The following is an 18,848-nucleotide window of genomic DNA, read 5'->3' on the forward strand; positions in this document are numbered from 1 at the left end:
AGACTTAAGGAAAGGACGGAAACCTTTTGGAGGATTTCCCTTATTTTTTATATGACCCTATCCTATTTCCGCCTCACGCCGGGGCAATGAATATGAATCGGGAACGGGAAGGAGCATTGCGTCCCTACTCGGCACCCAACCCAGATCTGCTAGTTAAATCGGCAAAGACCTCGCAATCTTTAATGCTTGATGTAAAAAAGGTCATGGATACTTTAGCCACATCAAAGCCTTTCTCGAACCGGTTGATGACTGCTGCCCAAGCATCGCAAAAGAGTGTCGTGATCGATATGATCCGAAAGATAGGAATTACCAACGAACCTGATATCACGTATAACCCCGATGGAATCCGGTTTGATTTCTATCCTAAAGCGGGGGAAGAAAATTGTCATATCATCGTCAGCTTGAAATGGAGGGATGTATAACGTCCAACACCTTTTGGTAAAAAAACCGAAGCCTATTTTCGGCTTCGGATATTTGGGTTCATCTTGTTTTCGTTTCAAAGGTTTCAACCAATAGTGCAAGCGTTCGTGCCATGACACCGGTAGCCCCTGCCGTGCACAATTCGGAGCTGCTCGAGGTTGTGGAAGTTCCGGCAATATCCAGATGCACCCAAGGTGTGCCTTCAGCAAATTCGCCGATGAAGGCCCCGCCCATGATCGCATGTCCTGCCCCTCCAGGTGAATTATTCAAATCCGCTATTTTGCTATTGCGTACCCGTTCTTTATCCTTTTCTGTAATCGGCAATCTCCAAATGGGCTCCCCGGCCTCCTCTGAAGCTTTGACCACTTGTTCATAGAATTCCGTGTCATTTGTCATTGCACCCGTCATATCCATGCCCAGTGCCGTTATTACACCACCCGTTAAAGTGGCAACGTCAATAAGATAGTCAGCACCATGATGTTTTGCATAAGTCATGGCATCCGCCAAAACCAGCCGGCCTTCCGCATCCGTATTCAATACCTCTATCGTCTTGCCGCTCATGGCAGTGATTACATCATCCGGCTTGAATGCATCACCGCTGATCATGTTATCAGTGGAAGGAATGACAGCCACGACATTTTGATCCGGTCCTAATTCGCCGATAATTTCCATTGCACCTAAAACTGCTGCCGCACCGCCCATATCCGTCTTCATCCCAACGATTCCGGCCTTCGTTTTCAATGAGTATCCACCCGTATCGAATGTGATGCCTTTACCGACCAGGCCGATAACATCCTTCCATTCATCCTTACCTTGATACTTCAGGACGATCATTTTCGGAGGCTCGACCGAACCTTTATTGACAGCAAGGAGTGCGCCCATTCCCAACTTGAGCATGTCTCCCTTCTCGAGTATCTCCACTTCAAAACCATAACGTTCGCCCAAGGCTGATGAATAATCCGCCAAATCCGTGGAAGTCAACAAATTGCCTGGTGTGTTGACCAATGTTCTGGCTGAGTTCGTCGCCTTTCCGAAGATTCTCCCTACATGAAGCGCGGCACCGACCTCTTCTTGATCATATTCACTGTAAACCGTAATCGACTCGAGGCTTTTTTCGACCTGGTTCGATTTTTGCTTGTATCCGTCAAATTTATAGGAAGCAAGTTCGAAAGCCTCTGAACAAGCATGCGCTGCGTCCAATGCATCCAGATCTTCAGTCGTGAATGTATCCAAAGCGATCGAAAGAGTCGTAACCTTGGACTCTTCAATCGTCTTACGCGCTTTTCCCAACGCTTCGCGGAGAGTTTCAAAGGATAGCTCCTTTTCCTTGCCTAACCCTACGAAAATCAATCTCTTTACGCCTAATTTACCTAAGGTATGTATTTTGACCACCGATTTTTTCCTGGAAGAGATTTCTCCGGCCTTCACTAACTCTGTTAGCTGGCCGTCCAATCGTTCATCCGCATCTTTTCCTATGCCTGTAAATTTTACGGGTCTGTCAAATACCCCTAGAACCAGGCATTCCTCAATCAAATCTATATTCAGGGAATCTTTTACTGTGAACATTCTGCTACCTCCTCCATTCGATTACAATCATTATAACGAAATCTTCAAAAATTTTCGAATAAGGCCCACGTAAATAATAATAAAAAGGGATATTGTTTAGAATGGGTGACTTTAGAGTAATAGTATAAGAAAGATCATATTTTACTATTACCAGCAGGGAATCGACAGGACTGAATGGAACTAATAATAAGGGCCTTATTCCGAGCAGGATGTATATACCCAGATATGGAATTCATCTTTACTTATAACTAGAAAGAAGGCTGATACTCTTGGAATTATTACTCAACTTCCCTTTAATCGCAGCATTGATTGCCATCTTCTTTGCTCAATTCATTAAAGTGCCCATCCACTTCATAGCATTTCGTAAAGTGAACTGGTCACTCATTAACTCCACAGGCGGTATGCCAAGCTCCCACTCTGCGGCCGTGTCAGCCCTAACCGTAGCGGTAGGGATCGAAACCGGAATGGATTCCCCTGTATTTGCGGTTGCAGTGATCTTTGCAGTCATCACGATGTTCGATGCGACAGGAGTGAGACGGCAGGCAGGAGAACAGGCAGCCGTCTTGAATCAGCTCGTTACCGACTTCAATACTTTTGTCGAGCAGGCAAAGAACTGGCAGAAAAAGGAAGATAAACAGAAACAGCAACAATTAAAGGAACTGTTGGGCCATAAGCCAATCGAGGTATTTTTCGGAGCCTTGACCGGAGTATTCATTGCACTGGCACTTCACTTTTTCATCTTTCAAGGGTAGGTGTTCAATTTGAAAATAATCTCTCTTTGCCCCAGCAATACGGAACTATGCACATATCTAGGGATTGAAGATCAGCTGATCGCCATCGATGACTACTCCGATTGGCCTGAAACCATTCAGCACCTTCCTAAGGTGGGGCCCGACTTATCAATCGACATCGATCATGTGGAATCACTAAAACCCGATTTGGTGCTGGCTTCGCTGAGTGTACCGGGCATGGAAAAAAATATTGAGGGGCTAAAAGAACGGAACATCCCCCATATCATCTTCAACCCGCAATCACTTGAAGAAATCGCAAAAGATTTACTGACCTTGGGCGAAGCCATGGTTCTTAAGGAAAAAGCGGAGGAACAGGCTGCCAAATTCCGTGATGCCATCCTTCAATATAAAAACGTCGCCGACAAAATCGAAACGAAGCCATCCCTGTATTGGGAATGGTGGCCTAATCCCTTATTCAGCCCAGGGGGAGTTAATTGGTTATCCGAGATCAGCACGCTTGCGGGAGGATATAACCTTTTCGAAGATGTCGACATGGCCAGCATTCAAGTCACTTCCGAAGAGGTCCAAAAAAGGGATCCCGACCATATTTGCTTAGCGTGGGTCGGTGTCCCCTTACGAAAAGTAAACCCAGAGCTGGTCAAGAAACGGAAAGGGTGGACTGATATGAAGGCCGTCCGGGATAACAATATTCATATAATGGAAGAACCATTATTTTGCCGGCCTTCCCCGCGTTTGCTGGATGGGCTTTCCAAATTGGCAAAGACCCTGCATCCTGAAGCCTACAAAAGCATGGTTTAAGAGCGTCACAACTGAAACAGACAATCAAAAAGGCTGCCTCAATCGAGGCAGCCTTTCACCTTCACTTTCTCCGATTTGTCCATCAATCATTAAAAAGCAAAGGAAGCTACATTCTCGTTCAATGTTTTCTCAGCGATTTTCGGCTTGAATACCTGCTTGATCTTTGTTTCATTCAACTTGCTTAACTGTTCTTCAGATAACTCGCCATTCCCTTTTTGCACAACATATACTTCAAGGGTTTTCTTGCCCCAGTTCTCGTATACATCTTGTACCGTTTCGTAGTAAAGGTCCAGGTGGTTTCCTTTGATCGCACCACCCTTGTCCGCTACAACCCCATATCCATATCCCGGAATCCAAAGGATGGTTCCGAGAGGGAATACGGCAAGATCGGCGGCAATGGTGGAAAACAGATCCCGTTTCACCTTCACCCCTGAATAAGTGATTCCATAGGATGGACTTTCCGGGTACTTTCCTGTCGATTCATACCCTGCTGTATATCCTGTAGCCAAAACTTCATGCTTCGGGTATTTCGAGAGCTCGATTGCCTCCGCTATCGTCGTGGGACCATTGCTCGTGGATGCCGATGCCATTAGTGTCGCCACTTGACCTCCACTATGGATGGCTTTATATTCGAGACCAAGCATTCGATGTTGTCTCATTGCCTCTTCAAAAGGATGATCTTCAGGCATAGCCCCAAAAACATGATTTAAGGTTGATTCGATGGCCAAGATAAATAATATGATAATAGCAACCCTCAAAAATAATGCCTTTACAATCTTCATATGTATTAATTCCACTCCTCTCACAAGGATATTTGTTCCCTTTCCAGAGTGAAAGTATTCATAAAGCATGGAAAGAACCAATTTTTCTTACAAAAAAGGCTCTTTTCATAAAGATTGTTGTTTTTAAGACGAAACGATTTAAGGTTGATTGGAACGGATTGCAAGACACCTGCGGGAACAGCGGGACAGGTGAGACCCCACAGGCGTTTACGCCGAGGCGGCTCACCGCCCGCCCCGCGGAAAGCGAGCATCTGGAGGGGAAATCAACCACACCGCACTACTTGGTAAATAGCAACTAAGTATGCGAAAACAGCCTACAAAAAAAGGACCGTCCATAAATGACGGCCCTTTCCATTATCAAAACATTTGATATCCTTTTTTCCTTAGTATCCTGATGACCACACCCGCTAAAACCGCGCCAAGCAGCCCGCTTGATAAAATAATGATGTCTGCCGAATGAAGGGATGTAAGGTTCGTTCCAAGATTGGAAAAAGAGATTCCCGGATTTCTAAAATATTCTATTAGCTTTGTTTCATTGACAATGATGATGAAGACGATTGGAAATAAGATGACCATGATCCACGAAGAACGGAAGAGCATATTCAGCAAAAAGCCAATTCCGAAAAACAATATGAAAAATAAGAGTATTGAGATAATTAAAACAGGCAATGGCATGTTATTCTTGACCCTCCTTAAAAGCGACACCTTTAGTTTACTGAAAAAATAATTGCTGCGTCAACGACTTATACCAAATAATACCGAAGAAAAGATAATTACCCAAATCACATGAATAATTTATATGATGTATATCCAAATTGATCTCCCGGATTCAACCCGTCGAGCATTGTCTGCATTCTTTCCTTTTTAAAAGCTAAAAGCTGTTCCAATAGTAAAGATTGCTTTCCCTCCTGCATGAGTAAATCAGGGTCATAAAATTTTGCTTCATATAATTCATCCAATTGAGCGGTTACTTCAAAACTGACCGGTTTAAGTAAAAATATCAACATATTATCACTTATATCCCCTTTGATGACTCCGCTTCTCACTCCTACAATGCCTTCGATTTCTGTTCGAATGCCCGTCTCCTCCAACACTTCCCTTACGACAGCTTCATCGACGGTTTCATCATTTTTGACAAAACCTGCCGGAAGCGACCATTGCCCTTTCAATCCGCCATACCTTTTATTCACGACCAGCCACTCACCTTTATCAGAGATCACAAGTCCGGACACTGCCAGCCAAACATTTTTGCATCGTTCCACCATAATCCACTTCCCCTACATTCATTATAATTAGTTTAAACTCCAAACAGCAGAAGAACATGCGATGGTGCCAAAGGTATGTAACTTCGTCATCCTCATCCCCATTATATTCCACATAAGAAAAGTGCATACTCCACTATGGCACACGAGATGCCAAGGAAAAGGCCATTCAGGGACATACCCCAAATGGCCATTATTTATATACCGAAAAAAATTAAAGGACGTTGAATTTACCTTTTTTAGCAACAAGGGATGCTCCGCCAATCAATAACAATGCTCTGTTATCAACCATTTTCTTCATGAATGATGCAGTCTTACCTGTAACTTTCTTACCGAAGACAACACCAATCGCGTTGTCTTCACCAAGTGAACATACCGTTCCTTTGTTTTCGAAAGTGAACGTTTCAAGGTCGCTTTCATTACGAACCAATTTAGTCAGGTTCTTCGCAATGACCTCACCTTGCTGCATAGCGATTTGGGCAGTAGGTGGATATGGACGATTAATTTCCTCGTTGATGATCAAAGCGCAATCCCCCACGATGAAAATATCGTCATGACCCGGTGCCCGCATGTCAAGGTTCACTTTGATGCGTCCGCGCATAGCTTCAAAACCGGAAGCCTCTATCACGGAGTTTCCACGTACGCCAGCTGCCCATACAACGGTCCCCGCTTTGATTTCTTCCACTTCATCTTCGCCTTTTGCCACGATGATGCCTTCGGGAGTCGCCCCCTTGATCGGTGTACCGATCTTGAATTCCACACCTTTTTTCTCAAGGTATGATACTGCATAATCCACCAATTCCGGATCGAAGCCAGGGAGGACCGCTGGCGCTGCCTCCACACAGTACATACGGACCTTTTGGAAATCGATGTCGTATTCTTTACAAAGTTGCGGGACACGGTTAGCCAATTCGCCAAGGAATTCGATACCCGTAAACCCTGCTCCTCCAACAACGATCGTCAATCGGTCTTCATTCTTCTCGGCCTCAGTACTGTACGTGGCGAATTGCAATTGGATATGGTCACGGATTTTTCGTGCAGTGTTCACATTAGATATAGAGAAAGCATATTCTTTTAGCCCTTGGATTCCGAATGTTTCCGATTCCGGTCCAAGCCCAATCACTAAATAATCATAAGAAATTTCGCCGTTTTCAAGGATGACTTTTTTGTTCTCTGTTTTCACTTCCAAAACAGAGTCCTGGATGAATTTAACTTTGCCGTTAATGACACTTTTGATTGGATAGCGCACACGATCATGATGTAGAGTTCCAGCGGATGCTTCATGCAGCCATGTTGTTTCATAGTGGTAATCATTTTTGTTAACTAATACGATTTCTGCTTCATTTTGACCTAATGCCTTCTGTAAGCGAGTAACAGTCATCAATCCACCATAACCTGCTCCCAAAACAACGATAGTTGGCTTTTTCAAAAGTATTCGTCCACCTTTACGATATTTTCTTGTGATGCTTTCCATAACTAAAATATATTGTCTATCTTATTAATTTCCATTATAAAAAGCACTCTTATACATTTGTGACGTATTTCACGTAACACTTCATAAATGTCATAAAAAATTCATAAAAATTTTACCAAATGATGTATAAGTAAATATTAGTCTTTTTCCATACCTTTTTCAAGTAACAAACCGAACTTTTTCAGGGTAAAATAAAGCCGAAAATCGTTACTTTTCAACCAGTTCGAGACCATATTTATACAATATGCTTAACATTGGTAAAGAGTAATTTTACCCACTTTGAAAGTGAATAAAGAACATTCATCATTAAACCGCCTATATATAGTCAAAACTTTCTCACTTTTCTAACTTTACCCGTTTTTTAAAAGATCATCTATGTTAAAATAAGAGAATAAATTTCAGCAAACCTAGTATATCGGAGGGATAACGTTGGAAGTTAATGAAAAAGTTTATGATATTACCATCATTGGCGGAGGTCCAGTTGGATTGTTCACTGCATTTTATGGGGGAATGAGACAGGCATCCGTAAAAATCATCGAGAGCCTACCTCAATTAGGCGGACAATTGTCGGCCCTTTATCCTGAGAAATACATCTATGATATCGCTGGTTTCCCCAAAGTGCGCGCACAGGAGCTAGTGAATAATTTGAAAGAGCAAATGGCCAAGTTCGAACAGGATGTTGTCCTGGAGCAGGCCGTTCAAGAAGTGGAAAAGCAAGCCGATGGAGTTTTCAAGTTAACGACTGATAAAGAAATCCATTACTCCAAAACGATTATCATCACAGCTGGAAATGGGGCTTTCCAACCCCGCCGCATCGAGATTGATGATGCAAAAAAATATGAAAGCGGTAACCTTCACTATTTCATCGATGATCTCAATCATTTTGCCGGCAAAAAAGTGGTGGTCTTCGGAGGCGGAGATTCAGCGGTGGACTGGGCCCTGATGCTGGAGCCGATCGCCGAGAAAGTGAGCATCATACACAGAAGAGATAAATTCCGTGCCCACGAACATAGTGTAGAAACACTTAAAAATTCAAAAGTTGAAATAAAGACTCCTTACATACCTTCAGAGTTGATTGGTACAGACGGACGGATCCACACAATTGTCATCAAGGATACAAATGGTGAAGATACAGAGACTATGGAGGTAGATGCAGTCATCGTCAACTACGGATTCGTTTCTTCCCTTGGTCCCATTAAGGAATGGGGACTCGATATCCAGAAGAACAGTATTTTGGTGAATTCCAGAATGGAAACGAATATCCCGGGAATTTATGCAGCAGGTGATATTGCAACATATGATGGCAAAGTAAAATTGATTGCAAGTGGTTTTGGCGAGGCACCCACTGCCGTCAATCACGCCAAACAATATATCGACCCAAAAGCAAAAGTTCAGCCGATGCACAGCTCTTCCATGTTTTAAAATCACGCAAAAACCCGGCTTTCACAGCCGGGTTTTTTGTTATCCCCAATTCGATGATTGTGGATAACTTATTTCCATTAGTTATCCACAGTGCTTACCGTTGTCTTCTAAGGGTAAAGAGTAGGATCAGCCATGAAAGGGAAATGCACATATATGAATATTTTAATGCAGGAGCCAACGGAACGACCGGAAAACAGATTATTGCGGAATTATCAAAAAAATCCGTAAATGAATGTATACGGGATGATCCGGAACAGGCTCAAACAATAAAGGAACTCGGCGGCCATCCAATCCTTGCAGATATAGAGGGAAATGTGGATAAAGCAGTGGATAACATGGAAGCCATCATTTTTGCCGCCGGTTCTGGACCAAAAACAGGGCCGGATAAAACGACAGCTGTGGATAAGAATGGGGCCATTAAACTGGTTGATGCCCCCTAGAAGAAGATCGAACGTTTTGTCATGTTAAGCTCTGTCGGTTCTGATAATCCTGATCAAGTACAAGAAGGAATGCGCCATTATCTCGAAGCAAAGCATGATGCGGATGAATATTTAAAAGCAAACGGGCTGACATACACGATTGTCCGGCCGGTTGCTTTGACAAATGAACACGAATAAGTCCATTCCAAGGGCCAATGTCGCCGCCGTTCTTTCCCAATCAGTCACATTCAATAAAACATTCGAGATTTTAAAGCGGCACCCGGACAATCAAAGAGGCCTAAACAATATGTAAGGCAGCAAATAAGCATAAAAAAGGGGGCACTTGTTAAAGTGCCCCCCTTTTCCAATGTTTTGGAGTTTCTTAGCAATTCTCCGGCGTTCCGGCGTTTTTTGCCGTTTTGAAGGAAGACCCGCAACCGCATGAAGCGATAGCATTTGGGTTTTCGATCGTAAAGCCTCCGCCCATCATCGTTTGTTTATAATCAATTACCGTTCCATTCAATATATCTGCATCCTCGGGGTCAACAAGGATCTTAATTTCAAACTGTTCCAGCTGACTGTCTTTTTCCCCGGGCTCTTGTTCAAAACCCATTCCGTAGGATAATCCGCTGCAGCCTCCGCCTTTAACGGCAACTCTTAAAAATGAACCCTCTTCGCCATTATGTTTCATCATTTCTTTTATCTGAAAAGCGGCAGCTTCCGTTATTTGAACAACTTCACTCACAATAAATCCCTCCTTCTTCTGATATGTGAGATAGAACTATTTCTCTTTATAGTATATACCAAAGAAATTCCCACGCTCAATTTTCCAGCTTGAAAAAATTCATATTCCCCCACCTATTTTACCAACAAAAATTTGTTTATAATAAAAGTCATAGGTATAATGAACCGATCTGTTGGCCCTAATCCCAAATTCCAATAAAGGGGGTAATCTCCATCGAAGGTATACATCCTCTATATGACAAAAGCATGGAATGCCTTTTATGCAAGCAAAAATCAACCACTAAAAAGGTACGGTCGCGTTTTGTAAAAGTAGCTAAGTATGATACGGACTTTCACCCCATTTATGATTCAACCGTTAACGCACTTTACTATAATATTTTTGTTTGCCCTCACTGCGGCTTTTCTTATTCCGAAGATTTCTCCCGGTACTTCCCCCCACTACAATGGAAACCATTATGGAAAAAGTCAGCTCCCAGTGGGTTCCCCATCATTTCAGCAAGGAGAGATCCATTAAAGATGCGATCAATACATACAAGCTGGCAAGTTATTGCGGAGCTTTAAAAAAGGAAAAACATATAACCCTTGCCGGAATCTGTTTACGGATAGCCTGGCTATACAGGATCAACCAAACCACGGAACAAGAAGAAAGATTTTTGAGGTTCGCCCTGAAGGAATATGAAGCATCCATTCAACAGGGGACTTCAGCGGCACCCAGGTATCTGAAGCAAGGCTCCTATATCTCGCTGGCGACATTTCAAGAAGGATAGGAAATGAAAAGGCAGCCATCTAGTATTTTTCATTAGTGTTCGAAAGACAAAAAAATGCCCGGGAAGCCTCCATTATCCAGATGGCCAGGGATCGCTTTCAGGAACTTAAGCAGAAACATTGAACACCCCGCCCGTTGCTGCATAACTGATAATTAAAAAGGCTGTTCCATCGAGGAACAGCCTTTTAATTCGCCGTTGATGATTAGAACATTTCAAATTCATCAATGTACTTATATATTTTATCCACCAATTCATCCGTTGTGTCACCAAAAACCACTTCACCGTTTACAAGAGCATATAAGTTACTGGAGCATCTGCCGCAATATCCCAGACAACCATATTCTATGATATCTAAATTCGGATCCCTCTCCAATCTTTCCAGAGCCTCCTGAGCTCCACTGGCCAGATTGCTTACACAAAATTCAATAATCGGGTACATTGTTTCACCTCACAGTTACTAACAAACCATCTTATTACTTTTCCCATATACAGTCAATATTTACGCATAAAAAATCAGCCGATTTCAAGATATCGGTTGTGATTTCCTTTTATATTCGTTATACTTTTGTCGGGGTACGTAAAAAAAGAAAATTATCTAATTTTTTATTCTTGTTACTAATTGGGGTATATATATTTATTTAAACTTTAAAGGGGACCATTTGGGGGAATCCTATAGTTAAATGCTAGTCAAATTTTCAAGAGATCAAATAAAGGGGAAAAATCATATGAAGAATCTAGTCATACTTGGTGGCGGGTATGGTGGTATGCGCATGTTGCAAAGATTGCTGCCTAATCAGCTTCCTGAAAATGTGAGCATCACGCTTATCGACCGTAATCCTTATCACTGCTTAAAAACGGAATATTATGCTTTAGCAGCAGGCACCATTCCAGATCAGCACATCCGTGTTGCATTTCCTGAACATCCTCGCTTGAAGAACGTATACGGAGAAGTACTTTCCATCGATATGGAAAATAAACAAGTCATTATAGAAAATCAAGATCCTGTCGTTTATGATGATTTAGTCATTGGCCTTGGCTGCGAAGATAAATACCACGATATTCCTGGTGCAGACACACATACTTACAGTATCCAAACAATCGATAAATCACGCCGCACATATTCAGCTTTGAATAATTTAGGTGCCGGTGCAACCGTTTCTATCGTTGGTGGCGGACTGAGTGGTGTTGAGCTTGCAAGTGAATTGATTGAAAGCCGTTCAGATTTAAACGTTAAGCTATTCGACCGTGGACCGCATATTTTATCTGCATTCCCAGAAAGATTAAGTACTTTTGTTGAATCATGGTTCGATAAACATACAATCGAGATCGTCCACCATTCAAATATAACGAAAGTTGAACCAAACCTTCTTTATAATGGCGACGAAGCCGTACAAAGCGATGTCATCGTATGGACAGCTGGAATTCAGCCAAGTAAGATCATCCGCGATATGGATATTGAAAAGGACCGTCAAGGAAGAGCTGTTCTGACTCCTCAGCATTTCCTTCCTAATGATGACAGCATCTTTGTCGTCGGCGACTGTGCGAGCCTGCCTCATGCGCCAAGTGCTCAATTAGCGGAGTCCCAAGCAGAGCAAATCGTCCAAGTTCTTGTGAAGAAATGGGCAAATGAACCACTTCCGGAAAGCTTCCCTACGATGAAATTAAAAGGAACATTAGGTTCCCTTGGGAAGAAACAAGGTTTTGGACTTGTTGCAAATCGCCCAATCACAGGCAGAGTGGCACGCCTTATGAAATCAGGCATCCTCTGGATGTATAAATACCATAACGGTTGATTCCAACCCATGCTATATTAAACTGGCCCAATGAGCTGCATGCAGCTCATGGGTCAGTTTTTCTTATTTCTTCTTCATTATATATCACCCTTGCATCGTATATCCGTATTTTTCCATGGTTTCCACTACTTTTTTCAGACGCACATTTCCTTCTGCAATGATGTCACCTTCAATGAGGACCAGTGGATAAAATAAATCATCCTCGATCATCTTCGCGGCAAAGCTCTTTTGCTTCAACGATTCTGGGGGATTATACATATCTATATAGGATATTTTGAATTTCTGATCAGGAAACTTTCTCGTTAAAGCGGCTTCTAACCACTCGCAGGTATCTTTCGAAGAGGGGAGATTCACACAACTCGCGCAAATTTGCTCCGCTCCATACACCTCTATCTCAATTTCTTTCATTACCATACTCTTCCTCCTTCATTTTAGTATGTTTACTTCATTTTGAATACTTTTTAGAACCATTCACCTGTTTCCATCTTACCAGAATAATATAGATTATATTTCCGCAAAGTTACAGTTGGATTTTTTATTACCTTCGCATTATAATATGATTAGGAAAGGAGTCGATTGCAATGTCCGACCAACAAACAATGGAAGTCCAAGTTCAAGAGGTTCTAGATAAGCTTCGTCCGTTTCTTCTTCGTGATGGCGGTGACTGTGAACTAGTTGACGTAGAAGATGGAATTGTAAAATTACGATTACTAGGAGCATGCGGAAGCTGTCCAAGTTCGACCATTACGCTAAAAGCTGGGATTGAGCGTGCCCTTCTTGAAGAAGTTCCCGGTGTAGTGGAAGTTGAACAAGTTTTCTAATAGCCCTTTAAAATAACATGCAGCGTATGGATGAAGGATCACTTCATCTATACACGTTCAACCTTTTGCATGCAGGCCGGAATCATTTCTGGACTGTAATAAAAATAAAGCTGACTCGGCTTTTGCCCTATCAAATGAATTGATACGGCTTAACACGGGTCAGCTTTTTTATATGGACGGCAAATGAACATGGCTCACGATTTCAAAAACTTCAATTCCTTTTTTTCCTGCTCTGAAAGGATTGCCGTATAACTGCCCTCATTATCGATTTCCAATTCTTTCACAAGGAATTCCGGAAACCTTTCTTTCAAACCAGTGAGCAAACCTTCACTTTTTTCTGCAGATGATAAGCATAGAACAGTTGGTCCCGCTCCGCTTAGTGCTGCACCAAATCCGCCTTCATTAAGGACAACTTCTTCTATAAGCGCTAAATGAGGGACCAACTCGGCTCTATATGGCTGATGGAAACGATCACTTTGCATCATTTCACCAACAAGCTTCCAATCTTTTGATAGGACTCCCGCCAGCAAAACATTAGCGGCTGCACTTCCGCTTATCGCATCTTTATAGGAAAGCGAATTCGGAAGGACATTTCTTGAATCCTCAGTAAGCAATTCAAAATCGGGAATGACAGCAATCACCTTAACTCCCTCGATTGGAAACGACACGACATCCGTTCTTTCATCCGTATGAAGGCCCACAACCAATCCACCATACACAGATGCCCCCGCATTATCCGGATGCCCCTCAAAGATGGAAGCATGCCTATTTTTCTCATCATCGGATAAATGAAGTTCACCAACGATGTTCGCCAATTCAATCCCCGCCACAATGGCAGAGGCACTGCTTCCAAGACCCCGCGCAAGTGGAATTTCGCTAGAAACGAAAAGCCGGCATGGGGATAGTTCCTTTCCATAGGAAGCCGCCGTTTCCTTGGCAATTTGGACGATATAATTACGATCATCCCTTGGAAAAACAGACATTTCCTCTGAAAGCGGAACGACCTCCCAATGATCTGATGAAGATCCGTGTATTTCCAGGTAAAGTCCTAACGCCAAGCCGATGGAATCGAATCCTGGGCCTAAGTTGGCCGTACTTGCTGGTACACGGATCAAGAACATCTCCGATTCTGCACTCATGCCTGCTTCACACCCTGCAGATGTTCTAAAATGACTTCTTCATCCATTGGCAGCAATGTCGGTTGAATCGTGCTTGTATTGACTGCCACATTCGGATCTTTCAATCCATTTCCAGTCAATACAGCGACAATCTTACTTCCTTTTTTGATTTCTCCGCTTTTTAGTTGTTTATAGATACCTGCAATGGAAGCACAAGATGCCGGCTCTGCAAATACCCCTTCTTTTTTAGCAAGGAAATGATAGGCTTCCAGAATTTCTTCGTCTGTCACCTCATCAATTTTGCCTTTGGATTCTTTCGCTGCTTCCACAGCAAAGTTCCAACTTGCAGGATTTCCAATCCGGATGGCTGTTGCAATCGTTTCTGGATTTTCAATGATGCTATCCCGGACAATTGCAGCCGCACCTTCAGCTTCGAACCCTCTCATTTCAGGAAGGCCCGTTTGTTTCGATTCGTTATATTCTTTAAACCCTTTCCAGTAAGCGGTTATATTGCCTGCATTCCCGACAGGAAGCGCCAAAATATCCGGTGCCGAGCCGAGAGCGTCACAAATTTCGAAAGCAGCTGTCTTCTGCCCTTCAATCCGGTATGGGTTGACCGAATTCACAAGAGTTATCGGTGAGCTCTCACTAAGTGAACGGACGATTTTTAAAGCCTGGTCGAAGTTCCCTTCGATCGAGATGATTTCCGCTCCATACATAACGGCTTGGGCAAGCTTGCCCATGGCTATTTTACCTTCCGGGATGACAACGATACAGCGCAGGTTCGCACGGGCCGCATAAGCTGCTGCGGCTGCTGATGTATTCCCGGTGGAAGCACAGATGATCGTGTCGCTGCCCTCTTCTATCGCTTTGGCGACGGCCATGACCATTCCGCGGTCTTTAAACGACCCAGTTGGATTTGCCCCTTCATATTTTACATGTAAATCGATTCCCCACTCTTCGGATAATCGATTCAGTCTGATTAAAGGTGTATTACCCTCCAAAAGAGTTAGTGCGGGTGTGTTTTCATTAACGGGTAAAAAGTCTTTATACGTACTTATAAGTCCTTGCCAGCTCATTTGATGTCCTCTCCTTCAACTCTGTATGTGCTTTTCACTTCTCTTACCATATTGTAATCATTTAATTTCTGTATTATTTGCTCAAATGCAGCCTTTGTGGCAGTATGCGTAACCAATACGATTTCGGAAGATTCCTTTTCATCCAGGGGCAATTGAAGGATTTTATCGAATCCTACCCCATGCTCGGCAAATAAATTCGTGATTTTGGCTAAAACGCCAACTTCATCTTGAACATGTAATCGAATGAAGAACTTAGCGAAAATCTCAGTACCATCTTTTAATTGTTTCGGGTACTGAGGTGAAACGGCACTGCGGCCATTTACGCCCAGCCTCATATTCTTGATGACCGTCACCATATCCGAAACGACAGCAGTCGCAGTAGGAAGGCTGCCAGCCCCCGGTCCGTAAAACATCGTTTCCCCTACGGCTTCCCCATAAACGTATACAGCATTATACTCATTATTTACCGATGCTAACGGATGTGCTTCAGGAAGAAGTGCAGGCTGGACACTTACTTCGACCCTATCCCCTGCCCTGGAAGCGACGCCGATCAACTTCATTGTATAACCAAGCTTCTTACTATATCTCAAATCCTCTTCGGATATCTCGGTTATGCCCTGTACCTCAACATCATTCAAGCCTATGTTCATTGAGAACCCGAGTGTTGAAAGGATCGCCATTTTACGGGCCGCATCCAAACCGCCTACATCGGCTGTCGGATCGGATTCAGCAAATCCCAGCTCCTGAGCTTCCTTCAATACGTCATCATATGCTCTGCCTTCCTTGCTCATTTTCGTTAAAATGAAGTTTGTCGTTCCATTGACGATTCCCATCATTTTCGTGATGCGGTCAGAAGATAATCCATCCACAAGTCCGCGTAAAATCGGAATTCCCCCTGCAACACTTGCTTCATAGAACAAATCACATTGATTCTCGGTGGCCAATTCCAGCAATTCCGGTCCATATAAAGCCATTAGGTCTTTATTGGCCGTAACGATATGCTTTTTATTCTTTATTGCCTCTATCAGATAACCGCGTGTTTCTTCGATTCCACCCATCACTTCTATTACAACATCAATCTCGGGATTCGAAAGGATATCCTCAGGATTGTCAGTTAACATACCTTTATCGATCTCGACAAGCCTCTCCTTCGTCGTGTCTTTGACTAGTATCTTCTTAACGGATATGGAACAGCCCACTTGGTGCATGAGCTTGTCCTGATGCCTTTCAATGATTTGTACGACTCCTGATCCAACTGTACCTAACCCCAATAAACCGATCGAGATGGCTTTCATATTTTGGTTCCCCCTTAAAAACTGTTTGCCTGAAGAAGACGTTTGTATTTGTATAGTAGACATTATATGTTTAATTCATATAATTAGCAATAGTTGAAAAGATGAATGCACGAACTTTTTTCGTCCATCTCTTGAACGAGTAAGAACGGGTAAAGCTAAACTTTTATGGGAAACCATTTTGGTGATCATTACTTAACGCTCTTCAATGAATCATTTGTACCCATTACAATATGCGGCTTTTGCACGGGATCCATCCATTTCAGTAAACTGAGGACATTCTTTTCGGCCGTGGCCGTACACCCAGCCGTCGGTTTTGCACTCCCTCTCCATACATGAAGAAAGATTGCACTTCCTTTTCCTTTTACGATGGGATTCGTATTATAATTGATGACTGCCCCATACTTATAGAGTTCATGATTCATCCTTTCGAAAGACTTCCATTTAACTGCAGGATTACCTTTATAGGTTTTCCACTTGTTATAATCCGTGGATGTCTGATCATCAACCCAGTAGTCATATTTGGTCGTTTTCTTATAACTCATTTTCACTCCTGCCGGCTTCGTTTCGCTTCCAAAGGCCGTACCAAAGGAAAAAATCCCGACCGGGGATTTCCCATCACCCTCTTTTTTGCTCTTCGTGAAGCCGTTCTTCCCAATGACACCGTCCATCTTCTTCAATGCCCGGCGCCATTCCCCTTGTTTCTTCTCATAAGTTTGGATCGTGACCTTCGTATCACCCATCGCTTTACCTGTCACAGATACAACTTGGTTAACGCCTTTTCTCCCATCGAATTTCTTCAAAATGGCTTTTTCACCGGAACTGAAAACCTCTTTTGCATCCGCCATATTGATATATGCTGTCTTGTTTGAGTGACAGACCTTATACCAGCTTCCAGTTCTTCCGCTTGCCGACAATTCTTTATTTTTCTTATAAGTTTTTAATGTTTTACTTGCAGCCGACGCTTTTTCCTTCACATCCGCTTCAGACTTCATGACAATCTTGAATTGAGTTACTTCGCAGCCCGTTTTCGTTTCAGCTTTCGCAAGATTTGCCGTTTGGATGAATAAAAGGGCTATAAGGGCGGCCATCATCAATCTTTTCATGGTCCCATCCTTCCGCAGTGATCAACTATCTAATTATTCTAAAAAATCTTGTTATCATCATAACATAGTAAGTAAGGATGAATCATATTTCTTTCCCGTTTTTATCTAAATCCAGTCAATTTTAGGCAAATCATATTGCTTGGCAGGGACCTCTGCCAATTCATAAAAATGTTTGAGGAAGGACTCATATTGTTGGGAGGATTTCGTGATCGAGGATAGTTTATCTTCCAATTGGTTCGACCTCGATTCCGTCGTTTTTGAAAAATACTCTTCCACAGTTTCAAAATAATGAATGGGAAATAGCATCCTCGAATATAATAACCGGGCCGAAAAGCTGGAGAACGGTTCTATGGACTGATATTCGTGAAAAAAATGGGCAATCCCCCGCTGATGGGTATGCACATGTTGAAAATAATGTTCCCTCACCCATTCCGCGACATCCCTTGTTCCGTGGTCAAATACCCAATCGAACGGATTTTTCATCCACTTATTGCTTCTCCAGGTATCATGTAAAAAACGTTCATAACATACCGTTCCACTATCGACAATTTGCGGGGTATCATCGATTTCCGTGTCGACTAAATATTGAATCGCATTTTCACCCAGGACCATATAATAGGGAAAGGTTTCTATAAATAATTTTTCAAACTGGTTATCAGGATGGGCGCTGAGCTTATCCCGCCAAATCTTTTCTAACTGATCGATCCTTCGTTCCCAGAGTTCTTTCCATTTGCCGATCCTTGAACATGTTCGAATCGTATCATTAATAGTTCTCCCACGCTGATGGAATCTTGCCAGACGTCTTCCTGGGTTGAAATTTTTCGGACCTTCCAATGCCTGATTGGCAAGAAGGACGAATAACTGTTCATCTGCTTCCGAAACATAGCTCCCATGATTGGCAAGGACAAAGGCGGATACGTGACGATCACCTTGTGAAATCAGATGTTGGGACATTTTATAACGTTCCACTAATTCCTCCTGCTCCATATTTTCAATGGGAACGATACTGTAAACCATATTCCCTGAACGGAAGCTTGGAAACCTGACATTGGCTTCCTCAAGCTCCACCTGTATACCATAATTATTAAAAATGATTTCTTCTATCATGGAATGGCCCCCTTCATCAAATGGATATAATAAATATTGGACATCATATACTTATATATATGTGGAGTAACCCGTTTTCTGAATGATTATCGAAACCTTATAAGAAATTCCAATCAAAACATCTTC

Annotated in this window: 19 protein-coding genes and 2 pseudogenes; 8 read left to right on the forward strand and 13 right to left on the reverse strand. The window is 42.7% G+C overall.

Annotated elements, in window-relative coordinates; genetic code table 11:
* The first annotated feature begins 92 nt into the window (after nucleotides 1–92).
* Nucleotides 93–422 carry a YuzC family spore coat inner layer protein gene (locus QNH43_RS25385; RefSeq protein WP_283916172.1) on the forward strand — a complete coding sequence of 110 codons (330 nt, stop codon included), beginning with the start codon at nucleotides 93–95 and terminating at the stop codon, nucleotides 420–422.
* 58 nt (nucleotides 423–480) lie between these two features.
* Here QNH43_RS25385 and QNH43_RS25390 read toward each other — a convergent pair whose 3' ends face one another.
* Entirely contained in the window at nucleotides 481–1,986 is a 1,506-nt protein-coding gene (locus QNH43_RS25390) for a leucyl aminopeptidase (protein ID WP_283916173.1), read from the reverse strand.
* Nucleotides 1,987–2,255: 269 nt separating this feature from the next.
* On the opposite strand from QNH43_RS25390, the gene QNH43_RS25395 reads away from it, so the two are divergent.
* Entirely contained in the window at nucleotides 2,256–2,738 is a 483-nt protein-coding gene (locus QNH43_RS25395; protein ID WP_283916174.1) for a divergent PAP2 family protein, read from the forward strand.
* A gap of 9 nt (nucleotides 2,739–2,747) precedes the next feature.
* Nucleotides 2,748–3,536, forward strand: a complete 789-nt coding sequence (locus tag QNH43_RS25400; RefSeq protein WP_283916175.1) for a cobalamin-binding protein — start codon at nucleotides 2,748–2,750, stop codon at nucleotides 3,534–3,536.
* Between the two features lie 89 nt (nucleotides 3,537–3,625).
* On the opposite strand, the gene QNH43_RS25405 is transcribed toward QNH43_RS25400, so the two are convergent.
* The 4 genes from QNH43_RS25405 to QNH43_RS25420 form a co-directional block, all read right to left on the reverse strand.
* Nucleotides 3,626–4,318 carry a stationary phase survival protein SpsC gene (locus QNH43_RS25405; RefSeq protein WP_076368142.1) on the reverse strand — a complete coding sequence of 231 codons (693 nt, stop codon included), beginning with the start codon at nucleotides 4,316–4,318 and terminating at the stop codon, nucleotides 3,626–3,628.
* A gap of 357 nt (nucleotides 4,319–4,675) precedes the next feature.
* Nucleotides 4,676–4,993, reverse strand: a complete 318-nt coding sequence (locus QNH43_RS25410) for a YuiB family protein (protein WP_283916176.1) — start codon at nucleotides 4,991–4,993, stop codon at nucleotides 4,676–4,678.
* Between the two features lie 107 nt (nucleotides 4,994–5,100).
* Nucleotides 5,101–5,580 (reverse strand): NUDIX domain-containing protein, encoded by a 480-nt coding sequence (locus tag QNH43_RS25415; RefSeq protein ID WP_283918451.1) that lies wholly within the window; start codon nucleotides 5,578–5,580, stop codon nucleotides 5,101–5,103.
* A 214-nt stretch (nucleotides 5,581–5,794) separates the two neighbouring features.
* On the reverse strand, nucleotides 5,795–7,009 hold the full coding sequence (locus QNH43_RS25420; protein WP_283916177.1) for an NAD(P)/FAD-dependent oxidoreductase: 1,215 nt from the start codon (nucleotides 7,007–7,009) through the stop codon (nucleotides 5,795–5,797).
* Between the two features lie 474 nt (nucleotides 7,010–7,483).
* Between QNH43_RS25420 and QNH43_RS25425 the strand changes: the two genes are divergently transcribed.
* Nucleotides 7,484–8,476, forward strand: coding sequence for an NAD(P)/FAD-dependent oxidoreductase (locus QNH43_RS25425; protein WP_241592746.1), 993 nt, complete (start codon nucleotides 7,484–7,486; stop codon nucleotides 8,474–8,476).
* A 143-nt stretch (nucleotides 8,477–8,619) separates the two neighbouring features.
* Nucleotides 8,620–9,093 (forward strand): annotated as a pseudogene (locus tag QNH43_RS25430) (NAD(P)H-binding protein).
* Nucleotides 9,094–9,277: 184 nt separating this feature from the next.
* Here the strand turns inward: QNH43_RS25430 and QNH43_RS25435 are convergent.
* Nucleotides 9,278–9,640 carry a HesB/IscA family protein gene (locus QNH43_RS25435; RefSeq protein ID WP_283916178.1) on the reverse strand — a complete coding sequence of 121 codons (363 nt, stop codon included), beginning with the start codon at nucleotides 9,638–9,640 and terminating at the stop codon, nucleotides 9,278–9,280.
* Nucleotides 9,641–9,885: 245 nt separating this feature from the next.
* Between QNH43_RS25435 and QNH43_RS25440 the strand changes: the two are divergent.
* Nucleotides 9,886–10,406, forward strand: a pseudogene (locus tag QNH43_RS25440) (DUF2225 domain-containing protein).
* Between the two features lie 202 nt (nucleotides 10,407–10,608).
* On the opposite strand, the gene QNH43_RS25445 reads toward QNH43_RS25440, so the two are convergent.
* The gene (locus QNH43_RS25445; RefSeq protein ID WP_063234046.1) at nucleotides 10,609–10,845 is read right to left on the reverse strand and encodes a YuzB family protein; all 237 of its coding nucleotides are present in this window, start codon (nucleotides 10,843–10,845) and stop codon (nucleotides 10,609–10,611) included.
* A gap of 286 nt (nucleotides 10,846–11,131) precedes the next feature.
* Between QNH43_RS25445 and QNH43_RS25450 the strand changes: the two genes are divergently transcribed.
* Entirely contained in the window at nucleotides 11,132–12,199 is a 1,068-nt protein-coding gene (locus QNH43_RS25450) for an NAD(P)/FAD-dependent oxidoreductase (protein ID WP_076368149.1), read from the forward strand.
* Nucleotides 12,200–12,283: 84 nt separating this feature from the next.
* Here the strand turns inward: QNH43_RS25450 and QNH43_RS25455 are convergent, their stop codons facing one another.
* Nucleotides 12,284–12,613 carry a YuzD family protein gene (locus QNH43_RS25455; RefSeq protein WP_076368150.1) on the reverse strand — a complete coding sequence of 110 codons (330 nt, stop codon included), beginning with the start codon at nucleotides 12,611–12,613 and terminating at the stop codon, nucleotides 12,284–12,286.
* A gap of 167 nt (nucleotides 12,614–12,780) precedes the next feature.
* Here QNH43_RS25455 and QNH43_RS25460 point away from each other — a divergent pair, with 167 nt between their 5' ends.
* Complete coding sequence (locus QNH43_RS25460) at nucleotides 12,781–13,020, forward strand: NifU family protein (RefSeq protein WP_076368151.1); 240 nt, start codon at nucleotides 12,781–12,783, stop codon at nucleotides 13,018–13,020.
* Nucleotides 13,021–13,214: 194 nt separating this feature from the next.
* On the opposite strand, the gene thrB is transcribed toward QNH43_RS25460, so the two are convergent.
* The 5 genes from thrB to yutH form a co-directional block, all read right to left on the reverse strand.
* Nucleotides 13,215–14,159 carry a homoserine kinase gene (thrB, locus tag QNH43_RS25465; protein WP_283916179.1) on the reverse strand — a complete coding sequence of 315 codons (945 nt, stop codon included), beginning with the start codon at nucleotides 14,157–14,159 and terminating at the stop codon, nucleotides 13,215–13,217.
* Nucleotides 14,156–15,217, reverse strand: coding sequence for a threonine synthase (gene thrC, locus QNH43_RS25470; RefSeq protein ID WP_283916180.1), 1,062 nt, complete (start codon nucleotides 15,215–15,217; stop codon nucleotides 14,156–14,158). The genes thrB and thrC overlap by 4 nt, the downstream gene beginning before the upstream one ends.
* Nucleotides 15,214–16,512 carry a homoserine dehydrogenase gene (locus tag QNH43_RS25475; protein ID WP_283916181.1) on the reverse strand — a complete coding sequence of 433 codons (1,299 nt, stop codon included), beginning with the start codon at nucleotides 16,510–16,512 and terminating at the stop codon, nucleotides 15,214–15,216. Before QNH43_RS25475 ends, thrC begins: the two co-directional genes overlap by 4 nt.
* A 188-nt stretch (nucleotides 16,513–16,700) precedes the next feature.
* Nucleotides 16,701–17,615, reverse strand: a complete 915-nt coding sequence (locus QNH43_RS25480; RefSeq protein WP_283916182.1) for a L,D-transpeptidase family protein — start codon at nucleotides 17,613–17,615, stop codon at nucleotides 16,701–16,703.
* Nucleotides 17,616–17,720: 105 nt separating this feature from the next.
* Nucleotides 17,721–18,722: a spore coat putative kinase YutH gene (yutH, locus tag QNH43_RS25485; RefSeq protein ID WP_283916183.1), complete on the reverse strand. Its 1,002-nt coding sequence runs from the start codon at nucleotides 18,720–18,722 to the stop codon at nucleotides 17,721–17,723.
* Nucleotides 18,723–18,848 lie beyond the last annotated feature (126 nt).

The sequence above is a fragment of the Peribacillus simplex genome (genome assembly GCF_030123325.1).
GTDB lineage: Bacteria > Bacillota > Bacilli > Bacillales > DSM-1321 > Peribacillus > Peribacillus simplex_D.

What these genes read in the sequence shown, in the direction of transcription:
- QNH43_RS25480 (WP_283916182.1), bottom strand. Translation starts at nt 17,615, where the DNA reads ATGAAAAGATTGATGATGGCCGCCCTTATAGCCCTTTTATTCATCCAA.
- yutH (WP_283916183.1), bottom strand. Translation starts at nt 18,722, where the DNA reads ATGATAGAAGAAATCATTTTTAATAATTATGGTATACAGGTGGAGCTT.
- QNH43_RS25445 (WP_063234046.1), bottom strand. Translation starts at nt 10,845, where the DNA reads ATGTACCCGATTATTGAATTTTGTGTAAGCAATCTGGCCAGTGGAGCT.
- QNH43_RS25405 (WP_076368142.1), bottom strand. Translation starts at nt 4,318, where the DNA reads ATGAAGATTGTAAAGGCATTATTTTTGAGGGTTGCTATTATCATATTA.
- QNH43_RS25455 (WP_076368150.1), bottom strand. Translation starts at nt 12,613, where the DNA reads ATGGTAATGAAAGAAATTGAGATAGAGGTGTATGGAGCGGAGCAAATT.
- QNH43_RS25385 (WP_283916172.1), top strand. Translation starts at nt 93, where the DNA reads ATGAATCGGGAACGGGAAGGAGCATTGCGTCCCTACTCGGCACCCAAC.
- QNH43_RS25450 (WP_076368149.1), top strand. Translation starts at nt 11,132, where the DNA reads ATGAAGAATCTAGTCATACTTGGTGGCGGGTATGGTGGTATGCGCATG.
- QNH43_RS25475 (WP_283916181.1), bottom strand. Translation starts at nt 16,512, where the DNA reads ATGAAAGCCATCTCGATCGGTTTATTGGGGTTAGGTACAGTTGGATCA.
- thrC (WP_283916180.1), bottom strand. Translation starts at nt 15,217, where the DNA reads ATGAGCTGGCAAGGACTTATAAGTACGTATAAAGACTTTTTACCCGTT.
- QNH43_RS25390 (WP_283916173.1), bottom strand. Translation starts at nt 1,986, where the DNA reads ATGTTCACAGTAAAAGATTCCCTGAATATAGATTTGATTGAGGAATGC.
- QNH43_RS25410 (WP_283916176.1), bottom strand. Translation starts at nt 4,993, where the DNA reads ATGCCATTGCCTGTTTTAATTATCTCAATACTCTTATTTTTCATATTG.
- QNH43_RS25460 (WP_076368151.1), top strand. Translation starts at nt 12,781, where the DNA reads ATGTCCGACCAACAAACAATGGAAGTCCAAGTTCAAGAGGTTCTAGAT.
- thrB (WP_283916179.1), bottom strand. Translation starts at nt 14,159, where the DNA reads ATGAGTGCAGAATCGGAGATGTTCTTGATCCGTGTACCAGCAAGTACG.